14 protein-coding genes are annotated in these 15,225 nt (G+C 63.3%); 3 read left to right on the top strand and 11 right to left on the bottom strand.

From position 1 onward, the window contains the following. Window positions 1-33: 33 nt before the first annotated feature. From AC1DYQ_RS05590 to AC1DYQ_RS05555, 8 genes are all read right to left on the bottom strand, one after another. Window positions 34-939, bottom strand: a complete 906-nt coding sequence (locus tag AC1DYQ_RS05590) for a DMT family transporter (protein WP_477685955.1) — start codon at window positions 937-939, stop codon at window positions 34-36. Continuing rightward, a complete protein-coding gene (locus AC1DYQ_RS05585; protein ID WP_477648054.1) occupies window positions 939-1,799 on the bottom strand; it encodes a 3',5'-nucleoside bisphosphate phosphatase in 861 nt (286 codons plus the stop codon). The genes AC1DYQ_RS05590 and AC1DYQ_RS05585 overlap by 1 nt, the downstream gene beginning before the upstream one ends. A gap of 267 nt (window positions 1,800-2,066) precedes the next feature. Then, on the bottom strand, window positions 2,067-2,819 hold the full coding sequence (locus AC1DYQ_RS05580) for an aspartate/glutamate racemase family protein (RefSeq protein ID WP_477685954.1): 753 nt from the start codon (window positions 2,817-2,819) through the stop codon (window positions 2,067-2,069). A gap of 270 nt (window positions 2,820-3,089) precedes the next feature. Next, window positions 3,090-3,803: a GntR family transcriptional regulator gene (locus tag AC1DYQ_RS05575; RefSeq protein ID WP_477685953.1), complete on the bottom strand. Its 714-nt coding sequence runs from the start codon at window positions 3,801-3,803 to the stop codon at window positions 3,090-3,092. Then, window positions 3,800-4,681: an ABC transporter permease gene (locus AC1DYQ_RS05570; protein ID WP_477685952.1), complete on the bottom strand. Its 882-nt coding sequence runs from the start codon at window positions 4,679-4,681 to the stop codon at window positions 3,800-3,802. Before AC1DYQ_RS05570 ends, AC1DYQ_RS05575 begins: the two co-directional genes overlap by 4 nt. A 101-nt stretch (window positions 4,682-4,782) precedes the next feature. Then, the gene (locus AC1DYQ_RS05565) at window positions 4,783-5,697 is read right to left on the bottom strand and encodes an ABC transporter permease (RefSeq protein ID WP_477685951.1); all 915 of its coding nucleotides are present in this window, start codon (window positions 5,695-5,697) and stop codon (window positions 4,783-4,785) included. A gap of 156 nt (window positions 5,698-5,853) precedes the next feature. Then, on the bottom strand, window positions 5,854-7,149 hold the full coding sequence (locus tag AC1DYQ_RS05560) for an ABC transporter substrate-binding protein (protein WP_477685950.1): 1,296 nt from the start codon (window positions 7,147-7,149) through the stop codon (window positions 5,854-5,856). A 73-nt stretch (window positions 7,150-7,222) separates the two neighbouring features. Continuing rightward, window positions 7,223-8,278 carry an ABC transporter ATP-binding protein gene (locus AC1DYQ_RS05555; RefSeq protein WP_477685949.1) on the bottom strand — a complete coding sequence of 352 codons (1,056 nt, stop codon included), beginning with the start codon at window positions 8,276-8,278 and terminating at the stop codon, window positions 7,223-7,225. A 263-nt stretch (window positions 8,279-8,541) separates the two neighbouring features. On the opposite strand from AC1DYQ_RS05555, the gene AC1DYQ_RS05550 reads away from it, so the two are divergent. Next, the gene (locus AC1DYQ_RS05550; RefSeq protein WP_477685948.1) at window positions 8,542-9,210 is read left to right on the top strand and encodes a glutathione S-transferase; all 669 of its coding nucleotides are present in this window, start codon (window positions 8,542-8,544) and stop codon (window positions 9,208-9,210) included. Between the two features lie 55 nt (window positions 9,211-9,265). On the opposite strand, the gene AC1DYQ_RS05545 is transcribed toward AC1DYQ_RS05550, so the two are convergent. From AC1DYQ_RS05545 to AC1DYQ_RS05535, 3 genes are all read right to left on the bottom strand, one after another. Then, window positions 9,266-9,856: a DUF2325 domain-containing protein gene (locus AC1DYQ_RS05545; protein WP_477686274.1), complete on the bottom strand. Its 591-nt coding sequence runs from the start codon at window positions 9,854-9,856 to the stop codon at window positions 9,266-9,268. A 408-nt stretch (window positions 9,857-10,264) separates the two neighbouring features. Then, entirely contained in the window at window positions 10,265-11,989 is a 1,725-nt protein-coding gene (gene recJ, locus AC1DYQ_RS05540; RefSeq protein WP_477685947.1) for a single-stranded-DNA-specific exonuclease RecJ, read from the bottom strand. A gap of 18 nt (window positions 11,990-12,007) precedes the next feature. Then, window positions 12,008-13,111: a hypothetical protein gene (locus tag AC1DYQ_RS05535; protein WP_477685946.1), complete on the bottom strand. Its 1,104-nt coding sequence runs from the start codon at window positions 13,109-13,111 to the stop codon at window positions 12,008-12,010. A gap of 115 nt (window positions 13,112-13,226) precedes the next feature. Between AC1DYQ_RS05535 and AC1DYQ_RS05530 the strand changes: the two genes are divergently transcribed. Both AC1DYQ_RS05530 and lolD read left to right on the top strand, forming a co-directional pair. Beyond that, window positions 13,227-14,480, top strand: coding sequence for a lipoprotein-releasing ABC transporter permease subunit (locus tag AC1DYQ_RS05530; RefSeq protein ID WP_477685945.1), 1,254 nt, complete (start codon window positions 13,227-13,229; stop codon window positions 14,478-14,480). Next, window positions 14,473-15,207 carry a lipoprotein-releasing ABC transporter ATP-binding protein LolD gene (gene lolD, locus AC1DYQ_RS05525; protein WP_477685944.1) on the top strand — a complete coding sequence of 245 codons (735 nt, stop codon included), beginning with the start codon at window positions 14,473-14,475 and terminating at the stop codon, window positions 15,205-15,207. Before AC1DYQ_RS05530 ends, lolD begins: the two co-directional genes overlap by 8 nt. Window positions 15,208-15,225: the final 18 nt, after the last annotated feature.

Raw genomic sequence — 15,225 nt, 5'->3', positions numbered from 1 at the left:
AGGTGGCTTGGATGTTGTCCGGGTATGCCGAATTCAAGACTCAACCGGCTCAATGGCGACCCGGCTGTCGCGCACGGCGAGCCACGCGCCGGTTGCCCCGCAAACGGCGATCATGGCCATGCCCACCATGGACCAAAGATCAGGCACATGCGAAAACGCCAGCCAGCCGCCAATCATGGCAAAGCCGATCTGCGCATACAGAAAGGGCGTGAGGGTCGACGCCGGCGCGCGGCCGTACGCCAGGATCATCATGAAATGGCCCACCGTTCCCAGGAAGCCCATCAGGCAAAGGCCGGCCCACAGCGTCCAGGCGTCCAGCCAGGTCCAGACAAAGGGCAGGGCCAGCGAAGCCACCAGCGTGCCGACCCAGCCGGTATAAAAGTGCATGGTGAAGGGGTCTTCGGTGCGCGCCAGGCGGCTGGTCAGGATCTGGAACCAGGCGTTGGTAATCACAAGCCCCAGCGGCAGCAGCATGGCCCAGGTGAAGTCGTCGCCGTCGGGCCGGATGATGATCAGCGTGCCGGCAAACCCGCCAATGACCAGCGCCCAGCGCAACCACGACACCCGCTCTCCCAGGGTGAGGGATGCCAGCAGCGTGATGACCAGCGGCGTGATCATGACGATGGCCGTGAACTCGCCGACCGGCATGTGCTTCAGGCTGAAAAACGCCAGCATGCTGCTGCACAGCAACAGTACACCGCGCAGGCACTGGAATTTCGGGTGTGCAGTGCGCAGCACAGACCAGCCGCGCGACGGTAGTACAGCCACGGTGGTAGCAACGGCCTGGAAGGCGTAGCGAAACCACAGGGCCATCAACAGCGGCACACCGGCGGAAATGAATTTGGTGGTGGTGTCCAGAATCGCGAAGCAGGCCACTGCGGCTACCAAAAGCGCAATGCCGGTCGGAACGTGCGAGGTGTTGTTCGCGGGGCCGGCCATCACTGGATGCGGTCCGCCAGCAGCTCCCACACCGGTGTCAGTTCGCCCGGCAGAAAGGGCAGGGTGCCCAGGTCGGTGTGGCTTTCGTCGGGGCTGTGGAAGTCGCTGCCGCGCGAGGCGGCCAGGCCGAACTCTTTGGCCGTTTCGGCGTACCTGAGGTATTCCTGCGGCGTGTGGCTGCCAGTGACAACCTCCACGCCACGCCCGCCATGGGACTTGAACTCGGTGAACAAGGCGTATTCCTCGTTGGGGGTGAACTTGTAGCGGCCCGGGTGCGCAATCACGGCAATGCCCTTGGCTTCGGTGATCCAGGTGACGGCGTCGCGCAGGTTGGCCCAGCGGTGCGGCACATAGCCGGGCTTGCCTTCGGTCAGGTATTTGCGAAAGACCTCAGGCGTTTCGCGGCACACGCCGGATTCCACCAGGAAACGGGCAAAGTGCGTGCGTGAAATGAGCTCGGGGTTGCCGACAAACTTCAGCGCGCCTTCGTAAGCGCCCATGATGCCGACCTTGGCCAGCGAGTCCGACATCTCCATGGCGCGCTGTTCACGGCCACCGCGGGTATTGCGCAGGCCTTGTTGCATCGCAGGGTCGTTGGCGTCGAAACCCAGTCCGACGATGTGGACTGTTTGCCCCGCGAAGGTAACGGACACCTCGGTGCCGGTGAGGTAGTGCATGCCCTGCGCTTTGGCAGCGGCGGCGGCGCGGTGCTGGCCGCCTATTTCGTCGTGGTCTGTCAGGGCCCAGAGTTCGACCCCGTTGGCCTTGGCCCGCTCGGCCAGTGCCTCCGGTGTCAGCGTGCCGTCTGACACCACAGAGTGGCAGTGCAGGTCGGCATTCAGGATGTTTTTGGGAGTCACTGAGCCATTTTAGGCTTTGCGGGGTAATGGTGCAGGCCGGGCGCAATCTCCCTGGCCCCAGGAGGCTCGCTTTGCGCGTGCGCGCGATGCCTTTGCACTGAAGGCGGTTTTGAGATGTTTCAGGCCGCTAGCCCAATAAAAACGGGCGCAAGCAGCTATATATTTCATAGCAACCAATCGTTTCAAGATTAGTGGCGTGAATCAGCCCAGGCTGAAAACGCTATTAAATTCATAGCTGCTTGCGCCCGTTTTTATTGGGCTACAGCCTTAAAGCCCCAAAGCAGTGAGCTCCGGCGAGAGTTTCTCCCATGGCACGTCGAAGCCCGGCTGGCTGCGCTGCGGTGGCGGCGCATGGCTGCGCAGGGCCCAGTGGGCGCCGGCCAGCACGCTGTCGATCAACGGCACGCTCACCCCGGGTTGCAGGGCCGCGGCCATGCCTGCCAGGCCTGCACCCCCCAGAATGACGGCCTGCGCGCCCAGCTGGCGCACCGCGTCGCGGCAGGCCTGGGCGAGCAGGGTGCGCGCGGCGGCGGGGTCCGCCGCAAGCTGTGCCCCGGTCGGCGCGACGGTGTGGATGCCGGCCAGCGAAGGCGCATGGCCCAGCGCCTGGGCCAGCCGCTGAAGCATCGGGCCCCAGCGTTCGCCCCCGGTGACGATGGCAAAGCGTCCGTGGCGCGCCGCCTCGATAAACGCTGCTTCGGCCAGGCCGGTGACCGGCACCGGGCTGCTTTCGCGCAACGCCAGCAGGCCGGGGTCGCCAAAGCAGCCGATCAGCACCGCATCAGGTGTTTCTGGTGCGCCACCCGTTTCACCTGTGCCGGCCAGCGCAGCAGCCCAGGCGTCCAGCGTGGCGTGCGAGGCGACCGCGTAACTGGCTTCATCCGAGATATAGGGCGCGCCGAAGCGCGCGGTGACGGTACGCACCTGCACGTGCAGCCCGGCGGCGGCTTGCACGTGGGTTTGCAGCAAGGCGCTGACCGAAGTCGACGTGTTTGGATTAATGACCAATAGCTTACGCATGGTTAAGAATTCACCCCTGTCCAGGCTCACTGCGTGTAGCCTGTTCCCCCCTCAAGGGGGCGGTGAAATAGGTACACCCCTGTCCAAGCTCACTTCGTGTAGCTTGTTCCCCCCTCAAGGGGGCGGCGCCTGCGGTCTGGCGAAGCCAGTCCCGCGGCCCCTGCTGGTAGTCCCCGCTGAACCGGCTTTGCCGGGCCGCAAGCGGGCGGCCCCAATACGAGAGGAAAGGGGCAGCGCGCCGCAGGCTCGAAGTGAAAAGCGTGGGGGCCATCAACTAAACAGCGTGGACAGGTCAGGCGCATCATCCGCCGGCGGCGTGAACTGCAGCTGCGACTCCAGCCGCGTCAGGTGTTCGCGCATGTGGCGCGCTGCTTCCTGGACGTCGCGCAGGCGAATCGCGTCAAGCAGCTTGCGGTGCTCGCGGCAGCCGCAGGCGGCGGCTTCGTCGCGGCTGTCCTTGTGGGATGTGCTGTAGGTCATCAAAATCAGCGACGTGCGCGAGGTGAGCTCGCGCAGGATGCGGCCCAGCGTCTGGTGGCCCGCGCGTTCGGCGATCTGCAGGTGAAAGTCGCCCGACAGGCGGATCGCGCGGTGCATGTCGCCGGCCAGGCGCGCGGCTTCCTCGTCGTCGATGCAGCGTTTGAGCTGTTGCATGTCGGCCTCGCTCGCCTTGGCAATGAACAGCTCCACCAGCGTGGGTTCAATCAGCCGGCGCACCTCAAAGACTTCGCGCGCCTCCTGCTCGGTGGGCTGGGCCACGGTGGCGCCGCGGTTGGGAATGAGCGTGACGACCTGCTCATTGGCCAGTCGCACCAGCACCGGCCGTATGCGCGTGCGCGACACGCCGAAGGCGCCGGCCAGCTTGTCTTCGACCAGTTTGGTGCCCGGCGGCAGGCGGTGGTCCAGGATGGCCGAGATCACGCGCTCATACATCTCGCTGTCGGTCAGGGGGGTTACCTGGGTTACGGGCGGTGCCTCGCTCATCGGGTGCCTTTCTTTTGCCGGCGGCCCAGCCACCAGGCCAGGCCCAGTGCCAGCGCCATGACCAGCAACGACACCACAGTGGTGACGGTACCCAGAGCATAAATGGACGGCGTGGTGACGGTGGTGGTCAGCCCCTGCAGTTCCAGCGGCAGGGTGTTCACGTCGCCGATGGCCTGCGAGGTGCGGGCGATTTCGTCCCAGCTCAGGGTAAAGCCAAACATGCCGATGCCCACCACCGACGGCGCAATCAGCGGCAGCACCACATGCCGGAAGCCCTGCCACGGCGTGGCGCCCAGGTCGCGCGCCGCTTCTTCATAAGCCGGGTTGAAGCGGTTGAAAATCGCAAACATGATCAAGAGGCCAAAGGGCAGCGTCCAGGTCAGGTGCGCGCCCAGCGCCGACGTGAAGAGCCCCAGCGAGGTGCCGTAACCTTCCAGCGCATCGGTCATGCCGAAAGCCTCCAGCGCTTTCTTGACGCCGGTGTCGAGCAGGCGAAACTCCAGGCCAATGCCCAGCGACACGATGATCGACGGCATGATCAGGCTGGCCACCACCACAAAAAACAGCGTGTTGCCGCCCGCGAGTTTCTTGCGAAAAGCCAGGCCGGCCAGCACCGAGAGCACCACCGTGAAAGCCATCACGGCCAGGCCCAGGCCCAATGAGCGTTTGAGCGCCGCGCCGATGTCGACCACGCCCAGCCCTTCGGCCAGCTTGTAAAACCAGTGCAGCGACACACCGCGCAGCGGAAACGTCAGCCCGCCTTCAGGCCCCTGAAAACTCAGCACCACGATGACAAACATCGGGCCATAGAGAAACAGTACAAACAGCGCAAAGAATGCGGCGAGAAACCAGAAGCCGGCGGGGCGTTTTTCGGACATAGCTTAGAACCTTCCCAGAAGGGGCCGCAGCGCCGGGCCGCCCCAAGCAAGGCCAGCCCCCTCGGGGGGCAGCGCAGTACACGAAGTGACAAGCGTGGGGGTCATAGCTCTTTTCGAATGTCGACTAGCCGCGTTAAAGCCCAGATGATCATCAGCACGATGGCCAGAAGGATCACCGCATTGGCCGCCGCCAGCGGAAACTGCAGGTAAGACGTCTGCACCTGGATGATCTTGCCGATGGAAGCGATCTGCTGGCCGCCCATGACGCCGATGGTCACGAAGTCACCCATCACGATGGTGATGACAAAAATCGAGCCGATGATGATGCCCGTGCGCGACAGCGGCACGATGACGTTCCACAGCGTTTGCCAGGCCGAGGCGCCGCTGTCATTCGCCGCTTCGATCAGGCTGCGGTCTATGCGCATCATCGAATTGAAAATCGGCACGATCATGAACATGGTGTAGAGGTGCACAAACGCCAGCACCACCGAAAAATCCGAAAACAGCAACCACTCGACAGGCTGGTTCACGATGCCCAGGCCCGTCAGGCTCTGGTTCACCAGGCCATTGCGGCCCAAGAGTGGCACCCACGAGATCATGCGGATCACGTTGGACGTCCAGAACGGGATCGTGCACAGCACAAACAGCAGCGTCTGCACGCTTTGCGAGCGCACATAAAAAGCCAGAAAGTACGACACCGTGAAACCAGTCACCAGCGTGATCAGCCAGACCAGGAAACTGAATTTGAACGTCGACAAATAAGTCTTGAAGGTGACGCACAGCTCAGACGTATTGCCGCAACCTTCAAAGATGGCGAAGTAGTTCTTCAGCGTAAAACCGGGCAGCAACTCATATTCATTGAAATCCCAAAAGCTGACCATCAACACCAGCGCCAACGGAACCAGAAAGAACACCACAAACACCGCCGTCAACGGCGTAGCCTGCCACCAGGCCGCAAGGCTGCGCCCCGGCACCTTGGCCGGAGCGGAATGCGCAGCAACTGCAGGAGCACTCATAAATATCCAAAAGTAAAAAAATGAGCTACCAAGGGCAAGCGAAGCGAAGCCTGTTCCAGGACACCGCGGAACCGGCTTTGCCGGGCCGCAAGTGTCGTCCCCTGCAAGGGGAGAGGACGCTACACGAAGTGAGCGTCAACAGGGGTGTGCCGATTTTTAGGCAGCTACGAACTCATTCCATTTCTGGACCATGTAATTGTTCTCATCCATCACCGCATTCCAGCAAGCGATGCCGCCCATGCGCGCTTCATAACTGCCGCCGTCGCGCACCGCGCCGGTTTTGGCCAGTACATCGCCATTCGGGCTCTTGATGTCCTGCGAGGCGGGCTTGCCTTCCATCCAGTAAGCCCACTCATACGCTTCCATCTTGGCCTTGGCGGTTTCCAGCACGGCGCTGTAATAACCCTGGCGGTTCAGATACGCGCCGGCCCAGCCGTCGAGGAACCAGTTGATGAACTCATAGGCACCGTCCAGCTTCTTGCCCGACAGCGTGGCGGGCAGGCCGAAGCCCGCTGCCCAGGCGCGGTAGCCTTCTTTCAGCGGCTGGAAATTGCAGGCGATGCCCTTGGTGCGCACGGCCGTTACGGCGGGGCTCCACATCGACTGGATCACCACTTCGCCCGAGGCCATCAGGTTGACCGACTCATTGAAGTCTTTCCACAACGCGCGGAACTGGCCGGCTTTCTTGGCTTCGATCAAGGTGGCGATCGTCAGGTCGATCTCCTTCTTGGTCATGTTGCCCTTGTCCGGGTACTTGTAGATGCCCTTGGCTTCCACCACCATGGCGGCGTCCATGATGCCGATCGACGGAATGTTCAGGATGGCCGCCTTGCCCTTGAACTCGGGGTTCAGCAGCTCGGCCCACGAGCTGATGGGGCGCTTGATCAAATCGGGGCGAATGCCCAGCGTGTCGGCGTTGTACACCGTAGGAATGAGCGACATGAACTGCGTCGGGCTCTTGGCGAAGACCTTGCTTTTTTCGCCTTCGAGGTAAATCACCTTCTTGGGCGCGGTGCCCTGGTCGCCCACGGCCTTGCCGGCCACGGTGCCGGTGGTAAAGAGCGAGGTGATCTTGTCGGCGTTCTTGATGCGCTTGGTGTCAATGCCCTTCAAGTTGCCGGTGGGCACGATTTTCTTCAGCGAAAAGTACTCGGTGTCGATCAGGTCAAAGCTGTTGGGCGCGGTCACGGCGCGCTTGGTCACGTCGTCAGTGGTCACGGCCACGTACTGAATCGTGATGCCGGTGTCGGCCTTGAACTTCTCGGCAATCGCCTTGTCCTGGTTGACCGCGGTGCCCAGGTAGCGCAGCACGATTTTTTCCTGCGCGTGCACGGCCGGGAACAGGCCTGTGGCCAGAATGCCGGCCGTGCCCTTGAGCAAAGCGCGGCGCGGCACGCCGCCCACGGTGGTGTCGGTGGCGGTGTCTTTTTGATCAGGAAGAGCGTCGGACATGGTGAAAACTCCTGGTGGCTGGGGTGGAAATCTTCTTGCGAAGGGAGAGGTGAAAAACTCGGTAATCTGGACGTCAGGCAGGAACGGCGGCCTGCAGCGTGTGCGCCGCCTCGGGCGCCCATGACAGTTGCACGCTGTCACCCGGCGCATAGGGTCTCGCCGCAAACGTCGCCTCGGGCACCATCACCGACAACTCGGCGGTGCTGTGGGCTGTGGGCGATACGCCCGGGTTTTGCAGGCCCAGCAATACATAGGGCCCCTGGTATTCGACGTCGGTCACCACGGCGCGCCGGTTGTGTGCTGCATCGGGCGCGGCCTGGCCGGCCGGGGTGATCTGCATGTGGTCGGTGCGCACGCCGATCTTGCCGGCGGGGGTGTCCAGCACGTTGTGCCCGCCCATAAAACGCGCCACAAATTCACTCGCAGGGCGGTTGTAGATTTCATGCGGCGAGCCGACCTGCTCGATCAGCCCGTGGTTCATCACCACCATGGTGTCGGCCAGTGCCATGGCCTCTTCCTGCGAGTGCGTGACGTGGATGAAAGTCAGCCCCAGCTCTTTTTGCCAGCGCCGCAGCTCGGCGCGCATCTGGATGCGCAGGAAAGGGTCCAGCGCCGACAGCGGCTCATCGAGCAACAGTACGCGCGGCTGCGTGATCAGCGCGCGCGCCAGCGCCACGCGCTGCTGCTGCCCGCCCGAAAGCTCGGCCGGCTTGCGTTCCGCCAGGTGGCCCATCGCGACCCGCTCCAGCAAGTCTTTGGCCTGCTGGCGGCGCGCGGTCTTGTCCACGCCTTTCATCTTCAAACTGAAGGCCACGTTGTCGAGTGCTGAAAGATGCGGAAACAGCGCAAAGCTCTGGAACATCATGGCCGTGCCGCGGCCGGCGGCCGGCAGGTCGGTGATGTTGCGGTTTTCCAGCAGGATGTCGCCACTGGTGACGGACTCGTGGCCCGCCATCATGCGCAGCGTCGTGCTTTTGCCGCAGCCCGAAGGCCCGAGCAGGCAGCAGTAGCTGCCGCTGGCAATGCGCAGGTTGATGCCGTCAACCGCTGGCTTGTCTTGCTGCGCGTACCGTTTGGTCAGCGCAATGGCTTCAATGGCGGCAGGGGGCGGGCTGGCAAGAGCGTTCATGCCAACCTTCTGTGCAAGGCTTGTGCCAGCTTTGTATGCGATTTATCTCAAGATTGTGTACAAAATGCATGGTTCTGGTGCCGAGGAAGTCGTGCCTGCCTGCCATGCTGGTGCATGCTGTAACCAGAAGTTCCTGAAACTTCTGGCTTGTCAGGTTTGGGTGTGCCCCGTGTCCTCTTTTCAGGTTTTCTTCCTGTCGCCGCCGGAGCTTGAAGCCGGCAGTCCATGGCCTACCATCAGCGCTGTGTCTTATGGAGCCGCCCTTGATCACCTTGCACCACCTCAACAATTCCCGCTCGCAACGCATCCTCTGGCTGATGGAAGAGATGGGCCTGCCCTATGAAATCCAGCGCTACCAGCGCGACCCCAAAACCATGCTGGCGCCGCCTTCACTGCGCGCGGTGCATCCGCTGGGAAAATCGCCGGTGATCACCGACGGTGAGTTCACGCTCGCCGAGTCGGGCGCCATCATTGAATACCTGGTGGCGCGCTACGGCGCCGGCCGCCTGGCGCCCGAGGCCGGCACGCCGGCGCACCTGCGCTACACCTACTGGCTGCATTACGCCGAAGGCTCGGCCATGCCGCCGCTGCTCCTCAAGCTGGTCTTCGACAAGGTAGAGAACTCGCCCATGCCGCTTTTTGTCAAGCCGATTGCCCGCGCCATCGCCGGCAAGGTCAAGAAGACCTTTATCGAGCCGCAACTGCGGCAGCACCTGGATTACCTGGAAATGTCGCTGGGCCAAAGCGACTGGTTTGCCGGTGAGAGCTTCAGCGGCGCAGACATCCAGATGAGCTTTCCGCTCGAAGCCGCCGCCGCGCGCGGTGGGCTCAATGAGAGCCGGCCCAAGCTGATGGATTTCCTGGTACGCATCCATGCCCGGCCTGCTTACCAGCGTGCGATTGAGCGTGGCGGTGAATTTGCGCTGCAGTGATATCGGCAGAACCTGCTGAGGTCGCTATTAAATCAATAGCTGCTCGCGCCCGTCCTTAAAGGGATCGAGCCGTTTTTGGCTTGCAATCTTCGGCTTCTGGCGTGATTGACAGGCCGCGCGCCTGCCTGCTGCGCACGAACTGCATGGCCTGCGGCTGGCCCACCAGCACACACTGCTTGCCGGTGCGCCGGCAATGGTCCTGCACGCGCCAGTAGGCGTCGTGGCTCACGCAGCCGGTCTGGCAGATCACCAGGTCGGCGGCGACCAGGCTGGCCTCCAGTGCGGCTGCGTCCTGCAGGTCGTCACCCGCATGGTGCAAAAAATGTCCGCCGGCCATTTCAACAACGCGCCGGGCTGCGGTGGTGCCAGCGCCTTGCTCGCCCACGCACAGCACCGATTTTTCATGCAGGGCGGCTGTGGCTTCTGACGCTGATAAAGCCGCGGCCAGCGTTGCTGTGGCCTGCGGGGCCACCGCGTTCTTTTGCCGGCCCAGGCGCTCCCGCACCAGGCCCTGCAAATCATGGACACGGCCCATCAACCACTCCACCCGGCGCGCAAGCGTCAGCCGTTTGGGCAGGCCGGGGATGGCATCTTCCACGGCTTGGCGGTCTTCACGCTCCCACGCCAGCGCCGTCTCCCGCACCATCGCCGCCGCACGCAGGCGTACCACCTGGGATTGCAGGCGCGAGATTTCCGCAGCTTGCGTGGCAATCACCGTGCTGCAGCGTTTCTGGATCTCGCCGTACTGGGCCAGCAGGGCGCGGTGCTCACGGTCAAGGCCGGGCAGAGAGGTACAGGGTCCTTGCATGTCGGGGCTCCATAGATGAAGGTGCCCCATCAGCCAGCCGGCATTACGTAACCAAGAGGCAACCGAAGCACCAGCCGATAAAGGGCAAAACCCATCTTAAATGAGAATTACTCTCAATTGGAATAAAGACGTATGCCTTTTTGGGTAACAAATGAAACCCGTGAAGCGTCCTATTTGCTATCAATTCAGGAGCTGCTTGCGCACGTCCTTATTGGTTAAAAACCCAGGGCTTGGGGGCGGTGGGCGTCAGAGCTCAGCGGCTTCCACCAGAAACCGCACCCGTTTCACGCCCTGCCACTCATCCGCATCCAGCCGGAAGGCCAGCTTGACCCGTGCGGGCAGCGATTCGGTGTGCCCAAACCAGATGCCATCGACCGGCTGGCCCTGGTGTTTGAGCTTGAGCGCCAGGTGTTTTTCACCCACCAGCCGCTGCGACACCACTTCCACCACTTCGCTGAAGGTGGGGGCTGCAAACCCCTGGCCCCAGACTTCCTTGTGCAGCGTGTCGACCACGTCGGTGCGGCGGTATTCGGCCGGCAGCGGGCCGTCGGTGTCCATGCGGCGCGTCAGCGTGGCGGCATCCAGCCATTCGTGCGCCACCTGCTGCAGCGCACTTTCAAACACTTCAAAGTGCTCTTCGGCAATGGTGCAGCCGGCTGCCATGGCGTGGCCGCCAAAGCGCAGCAGCACGCCGGGGTGGCGCTTGGCCACAAGGTCCAGCGCATCGCGCAAATGAAAGCCGGGAATCGAGCGGCCCGAGCCTTTGAGCTCGTGCTCTTTGCCGTCGGCCTGGCTGGCGGCAAACACGAACGTCGGGCGGTGCAGCTTGTCTTTGACGCGTGAGGCCACGATGCCGACCACGCCTTCGTGGAACTCCGGGTCGAAGATGGCAATCGCCGGCGGCGGCTCCTCATCTTCGTCAATCATTGCGTCGGCCGCCAGTTGCGCCTGCTCGCGCATGCCGGCCTCAATGTCGCGGCGTTCGCGGTTGATGCCGTCCAGCATTTGCGCCAGCTCGTCGCCGCGCGCCGGGTCGTCGGTCAGCAGGCATTCAATGCCCAGTGTCATGTCGCTGAGCCGCCCTGCCGCATTGATGCGCGGGCCCAGCGCAAAGGCAAAGTCAAACGTGGTGGCTACCGGCGCCTGCCGGCCCGCTGCCTTGAACAAGCTGGCCAGGCCCGCGGGCAAATGGCCCGTGCGTATGCGCTTGAGGCCCTGCGCCACCAGCCGGCGGTTGTTGGCGTCCAGCTTCACCACGTCGGCTACGGTGCCGAGGGCCACCAGCGGCAGCAGTGCGTCGAGCTTCGGTTGTGTGGCGGCGTCAAACACACCACGCGCACGCAACTCGGCACGCAGCGCCAGCAGCACATAAAACATCACGCCCACACCGGCAATCGATTTGCTTTCAAACGTGCAGCCAGGCTGGTTCGGGTTGACGATCACGTCGGCCTCGGGCAGCACCACCTGGCCGTCTTTCAGTGCGGGCAGGTGGTGGTCTGTCACCAGCACCTGCATGCCCAGCTGGCGGGCGCGCGCCACACCTTCGATGCTGGCGATGCCGTTATCCACCGTCACCAGCACGTCAGCGCCCGCAGCTTTCACGCGCTCGGCAATGGGCGGTGTGAGGCCATAGCCATCGGTGACGCGGTCGGGTACCAGGTAGCTGACATGCTGTGCACCCAGCAGCTTGAGGCCACGCAGCGCCACAGCGCAGGCGGTGGCGCCGTCACAGTCGTAGTCGGCCACCACGCAAATCTTTTTGCCGGCCGCCATCGCGTCGGCCAGCAGGCGCGCCGCCTCAGCGGCGCCGTGCAGCGAAGCGGGCGGTAGCAGCCGGGCCAGGCCGTCGTCCAGCTCGTCGGCCGCGTTCACGCCGCGCGCGGCATACAGCTGCGCCAGCAGTGGGTGAATGCCGGCTTGCTGCAACGCCCAGACGCTGCGCGGGGGCACATCGCGTACCTGTATTTTCATGTGTGTTTACTATCTTTTTTATAGCTGCTCGCGCCCGTACCATAAGGGCTGCGGCATCAAAAGGCTTGAAATTTTGGCCAAAAAACCGGTTTTTTGTGTCTCAAACGTCTGCCAGCCGCGCTCGCCGCACAGCGTCAGCCGCACGGCCTCGCCCGCGCGCTGGCGGGCCAGCAGCTGCGCCATCTCGCCGGCATCCAGTGCGGCCCAGGCCTGGGCATAGGCCTGCCAGTCATCAGCAAAAACGGCTTGCGCCAGGCTGCGCGGCACGGTCGGCGTTTGGCTGGTGGGTGCATACCCGGCGGGCAGGGCGCCGCTGCCGCTCAGCCAGAAAGAGTTGACCGGCAATTGGCGGCGCTCGGCGCGTTCATCGTTCAGCGCATGCGTGTAGAGCAGCATCTGCATTTCGTTTTGCAGCAGCTTCATCTTGCGGGATATGGCCCCCACGCTTCTCACTTCGTGTAGTGCGCTGCCCCCCGAGGGGGCTGAACTTGCTTGGGGCGGCCCGGCGCTGCGTTCCGCGCCGCGCGGACTGTGCGGACTGTGCGCGCTGGGCAGCCAGGGGTCTACATTGCGGCCCATGACCCGGTCGAGCGATGCGGTGGGCAGGTTCCGAAACACCTCGCCCTCAGCCAGCCAGCGCGACGGCCCCAGCGCCGGCACGTAGTGCATCGTGATGCCGTCGCCATCAAAGTAAGGTTGCATGGCCGCCAGCAGCGCGCGGGATTCGGCTTCAGTCAGTCCCAATGCAGCCGGGTCCGTCAGCGTGGCATGCTCGCGGCCCATGGCCCAGTGGCAGGGCGTTACCCAGGCCCAGGCCTTGCCGGTGCCGGCTTGCAGGTGCTGCGCCGCATCCTGCGCCGCCCACGGAATCAGCCCGTCAGGCGTATCCGCAGTGGCAAGGCCCAGTGCCTGGCCCAAAGCGCGCTCGTGCGGCGGCGACAGCGTGTGTGCATCTGCCGTATCAGTGTGTACTGACTTCATGCACTTGAGCAATTGGCTCAGGTTGCGCGTGCCTTGCACCGGCAGTGCCTTCATGGTCGGCAGCCAGGCTTCCGCACTGCAGGCCGCAAAGGGAAGCAGCAGCTGCGGCCCTGTGAAAGGAGTGGGGGAATTGGCTGACATGGGGCTATTGTCCGGGATGCCACAATTGGCCTTCAAATTTGGGCGCTCAAATCGCACCCTATAAGAATCCGTTCGAGTTGGCCACCCGTGGCCCGCAACGACTACCAGGTTGAGTATGCAAATTCCTTATGAGCTGATAGTGGGCTGGCGTTACACCCGCGCCGGCCGTGCCACCCGGCGCAACGGCTTTATTTCTTTTATCTCAGGCGTGTCCATGCTGGGCATTGCACTCGGCGTGGCCGCGCTCATCATCGTGCTCAGCGTGATGAACGGCTTCCAGAAGGAAGTGCGTGACCGCATGCTGGGCGTCATCTCGCACATCGAGGTGTTCGCCCCCAACGGCGCTGCCCTGCTAAACCCGCAAAAAACGCTGGCTGAAATCAAGGCCAACCCGCAAGTCACCGGCGCCGCCACCTTCATCGCCGCGCAGGCTTTGCTGGCGCGCGGCGAAGACATGAAGGGCACCGTCGTGCGCGGCATTGACCCGGCGCTGGAAGGCCAGGTCACCGACCTTGCCGTGACATCCGGCCCCACGCTGGCCAAGCTGATCCCCGGCGAATTCGGCGTGGTGCTGGGCGGCGAGCTGGCTCGCGCCATGGGCGTGCGTGAGGGCGACAGCGTCACCCTGATCGCGCCCAGCGGCCAGGTCACCCCGGCGGGCGTGGTGCCGCGCCTCAAACAAATGACAGTGGTCGGCACTTTTGACTCCGGCCATTTTGAATACGACTCGGCCCTGGTCATGATGCACCAGGACGACGCGGCGCGGATCTTCCGCCTCGAAGGCCCCACCGGCATCCGCATCAAGCTGAAAGATCTGCATCAGGCGCGCGAAGTGGCATTTGAGCTGTCACGAAGCCTGAGCGGTGACTTGCTGATTCGCGACTGGACGCGCCAGAACAAAACCTGGTTTGCCGCCGTGCAACTTGAAAAACGCATGATGTTCATCATCCTCACGCTCATCGTCGCGGTCGCGGCCTTCAACCTTGTCAGCACGCTGGTGATGACGGTGACCGACAAGCGCGCCGACATCGCCATCTTGCGCACGCTGGGCTCCAGCCCCAAAAGCATCATGAAAATCTTCATGGTGCAGGGCGCGCTGGTCGGCGTGATCGGCACGCTCTCGGGCCTGATTCTGGGCCTGGGCATCGCCTTCAACATCGACGTCATCGTGCCGGCCATTGAACGCGCGCTCAACGCCAGCTTCCTGCCCAAAGACATTTACCTCATCAGCCGCATGCCCAGTGAACCGCAATACGCCGACATCATGCCCATCGTTGTCATCTCTTTGGTGCTGTCTTTCCTGGCCACCATCTACCCCAGCTGGCGCGCCAGCCGCGTCAACCCCGCGGAGGCCCTGCGCTATGAGTGAACTGAAAAACGATATGACCGCAACGCTGCAAAGCGCCAACGCAAACGGCGAAGTAGTGCTCAAGGCCAAGGGCCTCACCAAACGCTTCCACGAAGGCCTCATCGATTTGACCGTACTGCACGGCGTTGACCTGCAGGTGCACGCCGGTGAAACCCTCGCCATCGTCGGCGCCTCAGGTTCCGGCAAAAGCACCTTGCTGCATTTGATGGGTGGGCTGGACGCGCCCACCAGCGGACAGGTCGAACTCAAAGGCAAAACGCTGTCAGCCCTGTCACCCCAACAGCAAGGCGACCTGCGTAACAAGCACCTGGGCTTCGTCTACCAGTTCCACCACTTGCTGCCCGAATTCAGTGCACTGGACAACGTCGCGATGCCGCTGTGGATACGCCGCGAGTCCCCGGCCGAATGTGCACGCATCGCCACCAAGATGCTGGCGGCTGTGGGCCTGCAAGATCGTATCCACCACCGCCCTGCAGAACTCTCGGGCGGTGAACGCCAGCGCGTCGCGATTGCGCGTGCACTCGTTACGCAGCCCGCGTGCGTACTGGCCGATGAGCCAACCGGTAACCTGGATCGCAGCACGGCAGACGGCGTGTTTGAACTCATGCTGCAACTCGCACGCGATTTCGGCACCGCCTTTGTGCTGGTCACGCATGATGAAACGCTGGCGTCACGGTGCAGGCGACGGTTTAGGTTGGTGTCGGGGCGGTTGTCGGAGTGGGGTTGATCGGCTGAGCCGAGATGT

The sequence above is a fragment of the Polaromonas sp. P1_F4 genome, from assembly GCF_056405675.1.
The sequence above is the reverse complement of the archived record's forward strand: the minus strand, read 5'-3'. Positions and strand labels throughout refer to the sequence as shown.

Excerpts from the sequence above, each read along its gene's own strand:
- lolD (WP_477685944.1), top strand. The coding sequence starts at position 14,473 with ATGAGTGAACTGAAAAACGATATGACCGCAACGCTGCAAAGCGCCAAC.
- AC1DYQ_RS05580 (WP_477685954.1), bottom strand. The coding sequence starts at position 2,819 with ATGCGTAAGCTATTGGTCATTAATCCAAACACGTCGACTTCGGTCAGC.
- recJ (WP_477685947.1), bottom strand. The coding sequence starts at position 11,989 with ATGAAAATACAGGTACGCGATGTGCCCCCGCGCAGCGTCTGGGCGTTG.
- AC1DYQ_RS05535 (WP_477685946.1), bottom strand. The coding sequence starts at position 13,111 with ATGTCAGCCAATTCCCCCACTCCTTTCACAGGGCCGCAGCTGCTGCTT.
- AC1DYQ_RS05530 (WP_477685945.1), top strand. The coding sequence starts at position 13,227 with ATGCAAATTCCTTATGAGCTGATAGTGGGCTGGCGTTACACCCGCGCC.
- AC1DYQ_RS05575 (WP_477685953.1), bottom strand. The coding sequence starts at position 3,803 with ATGAGCGAGGCACCGCCCGTAACCCAGGTAACCCCCCTGACCGACAGC.
- AC1DYQ_RS05555 (WP_477685949.1), bottom strand. The coding sequence starts at position 8,278 with ATGAACGCTCTTGCCAGCCCGCCCCCTGCCGCCATTGAAGCCATTGCG.
- AC1DYQ_RS05570 (WP_477685952.1), bottom strand. The coding sequence starts at position 4,681 with ATGTCCGAAAAACGCCCCGCCGGCTTCTGGTTTCTCGCCGCATTCTTT.
- AC1DYQ_RS05545 (WP_477686274.1), bottom strand. The coding sequence starts at position 9,856 with ATGGTGCGGGAGACGGCGCTGGCGTGGGAGCGTGAAGACCGCCAAGCC.
- AC1DYQ_RS05565 (WP_477685951.1), bottom strand. The coding sequence starts at position 5,697 with ATGAGTGCTCCTGCAGTTGCTGCGCATTCCGCTCCGGCCAAGGTGCCG.
- AC1DYQ_RS05590 (WP_477685955.1), bottom strand. The coding sequence starts at position 939 with ATGGCCGGCCCCGCGAACAACACCTCGCACGTTCCGACCGGCATTGCG.
- AC1DYQ_RS05560 (WP_477685950.1), bottom strand. The coding sequence starts at position 7,149 with ATGTCCGACGCTCTTCCTGATCAAAAAGACACCGCCACCGACACCACC.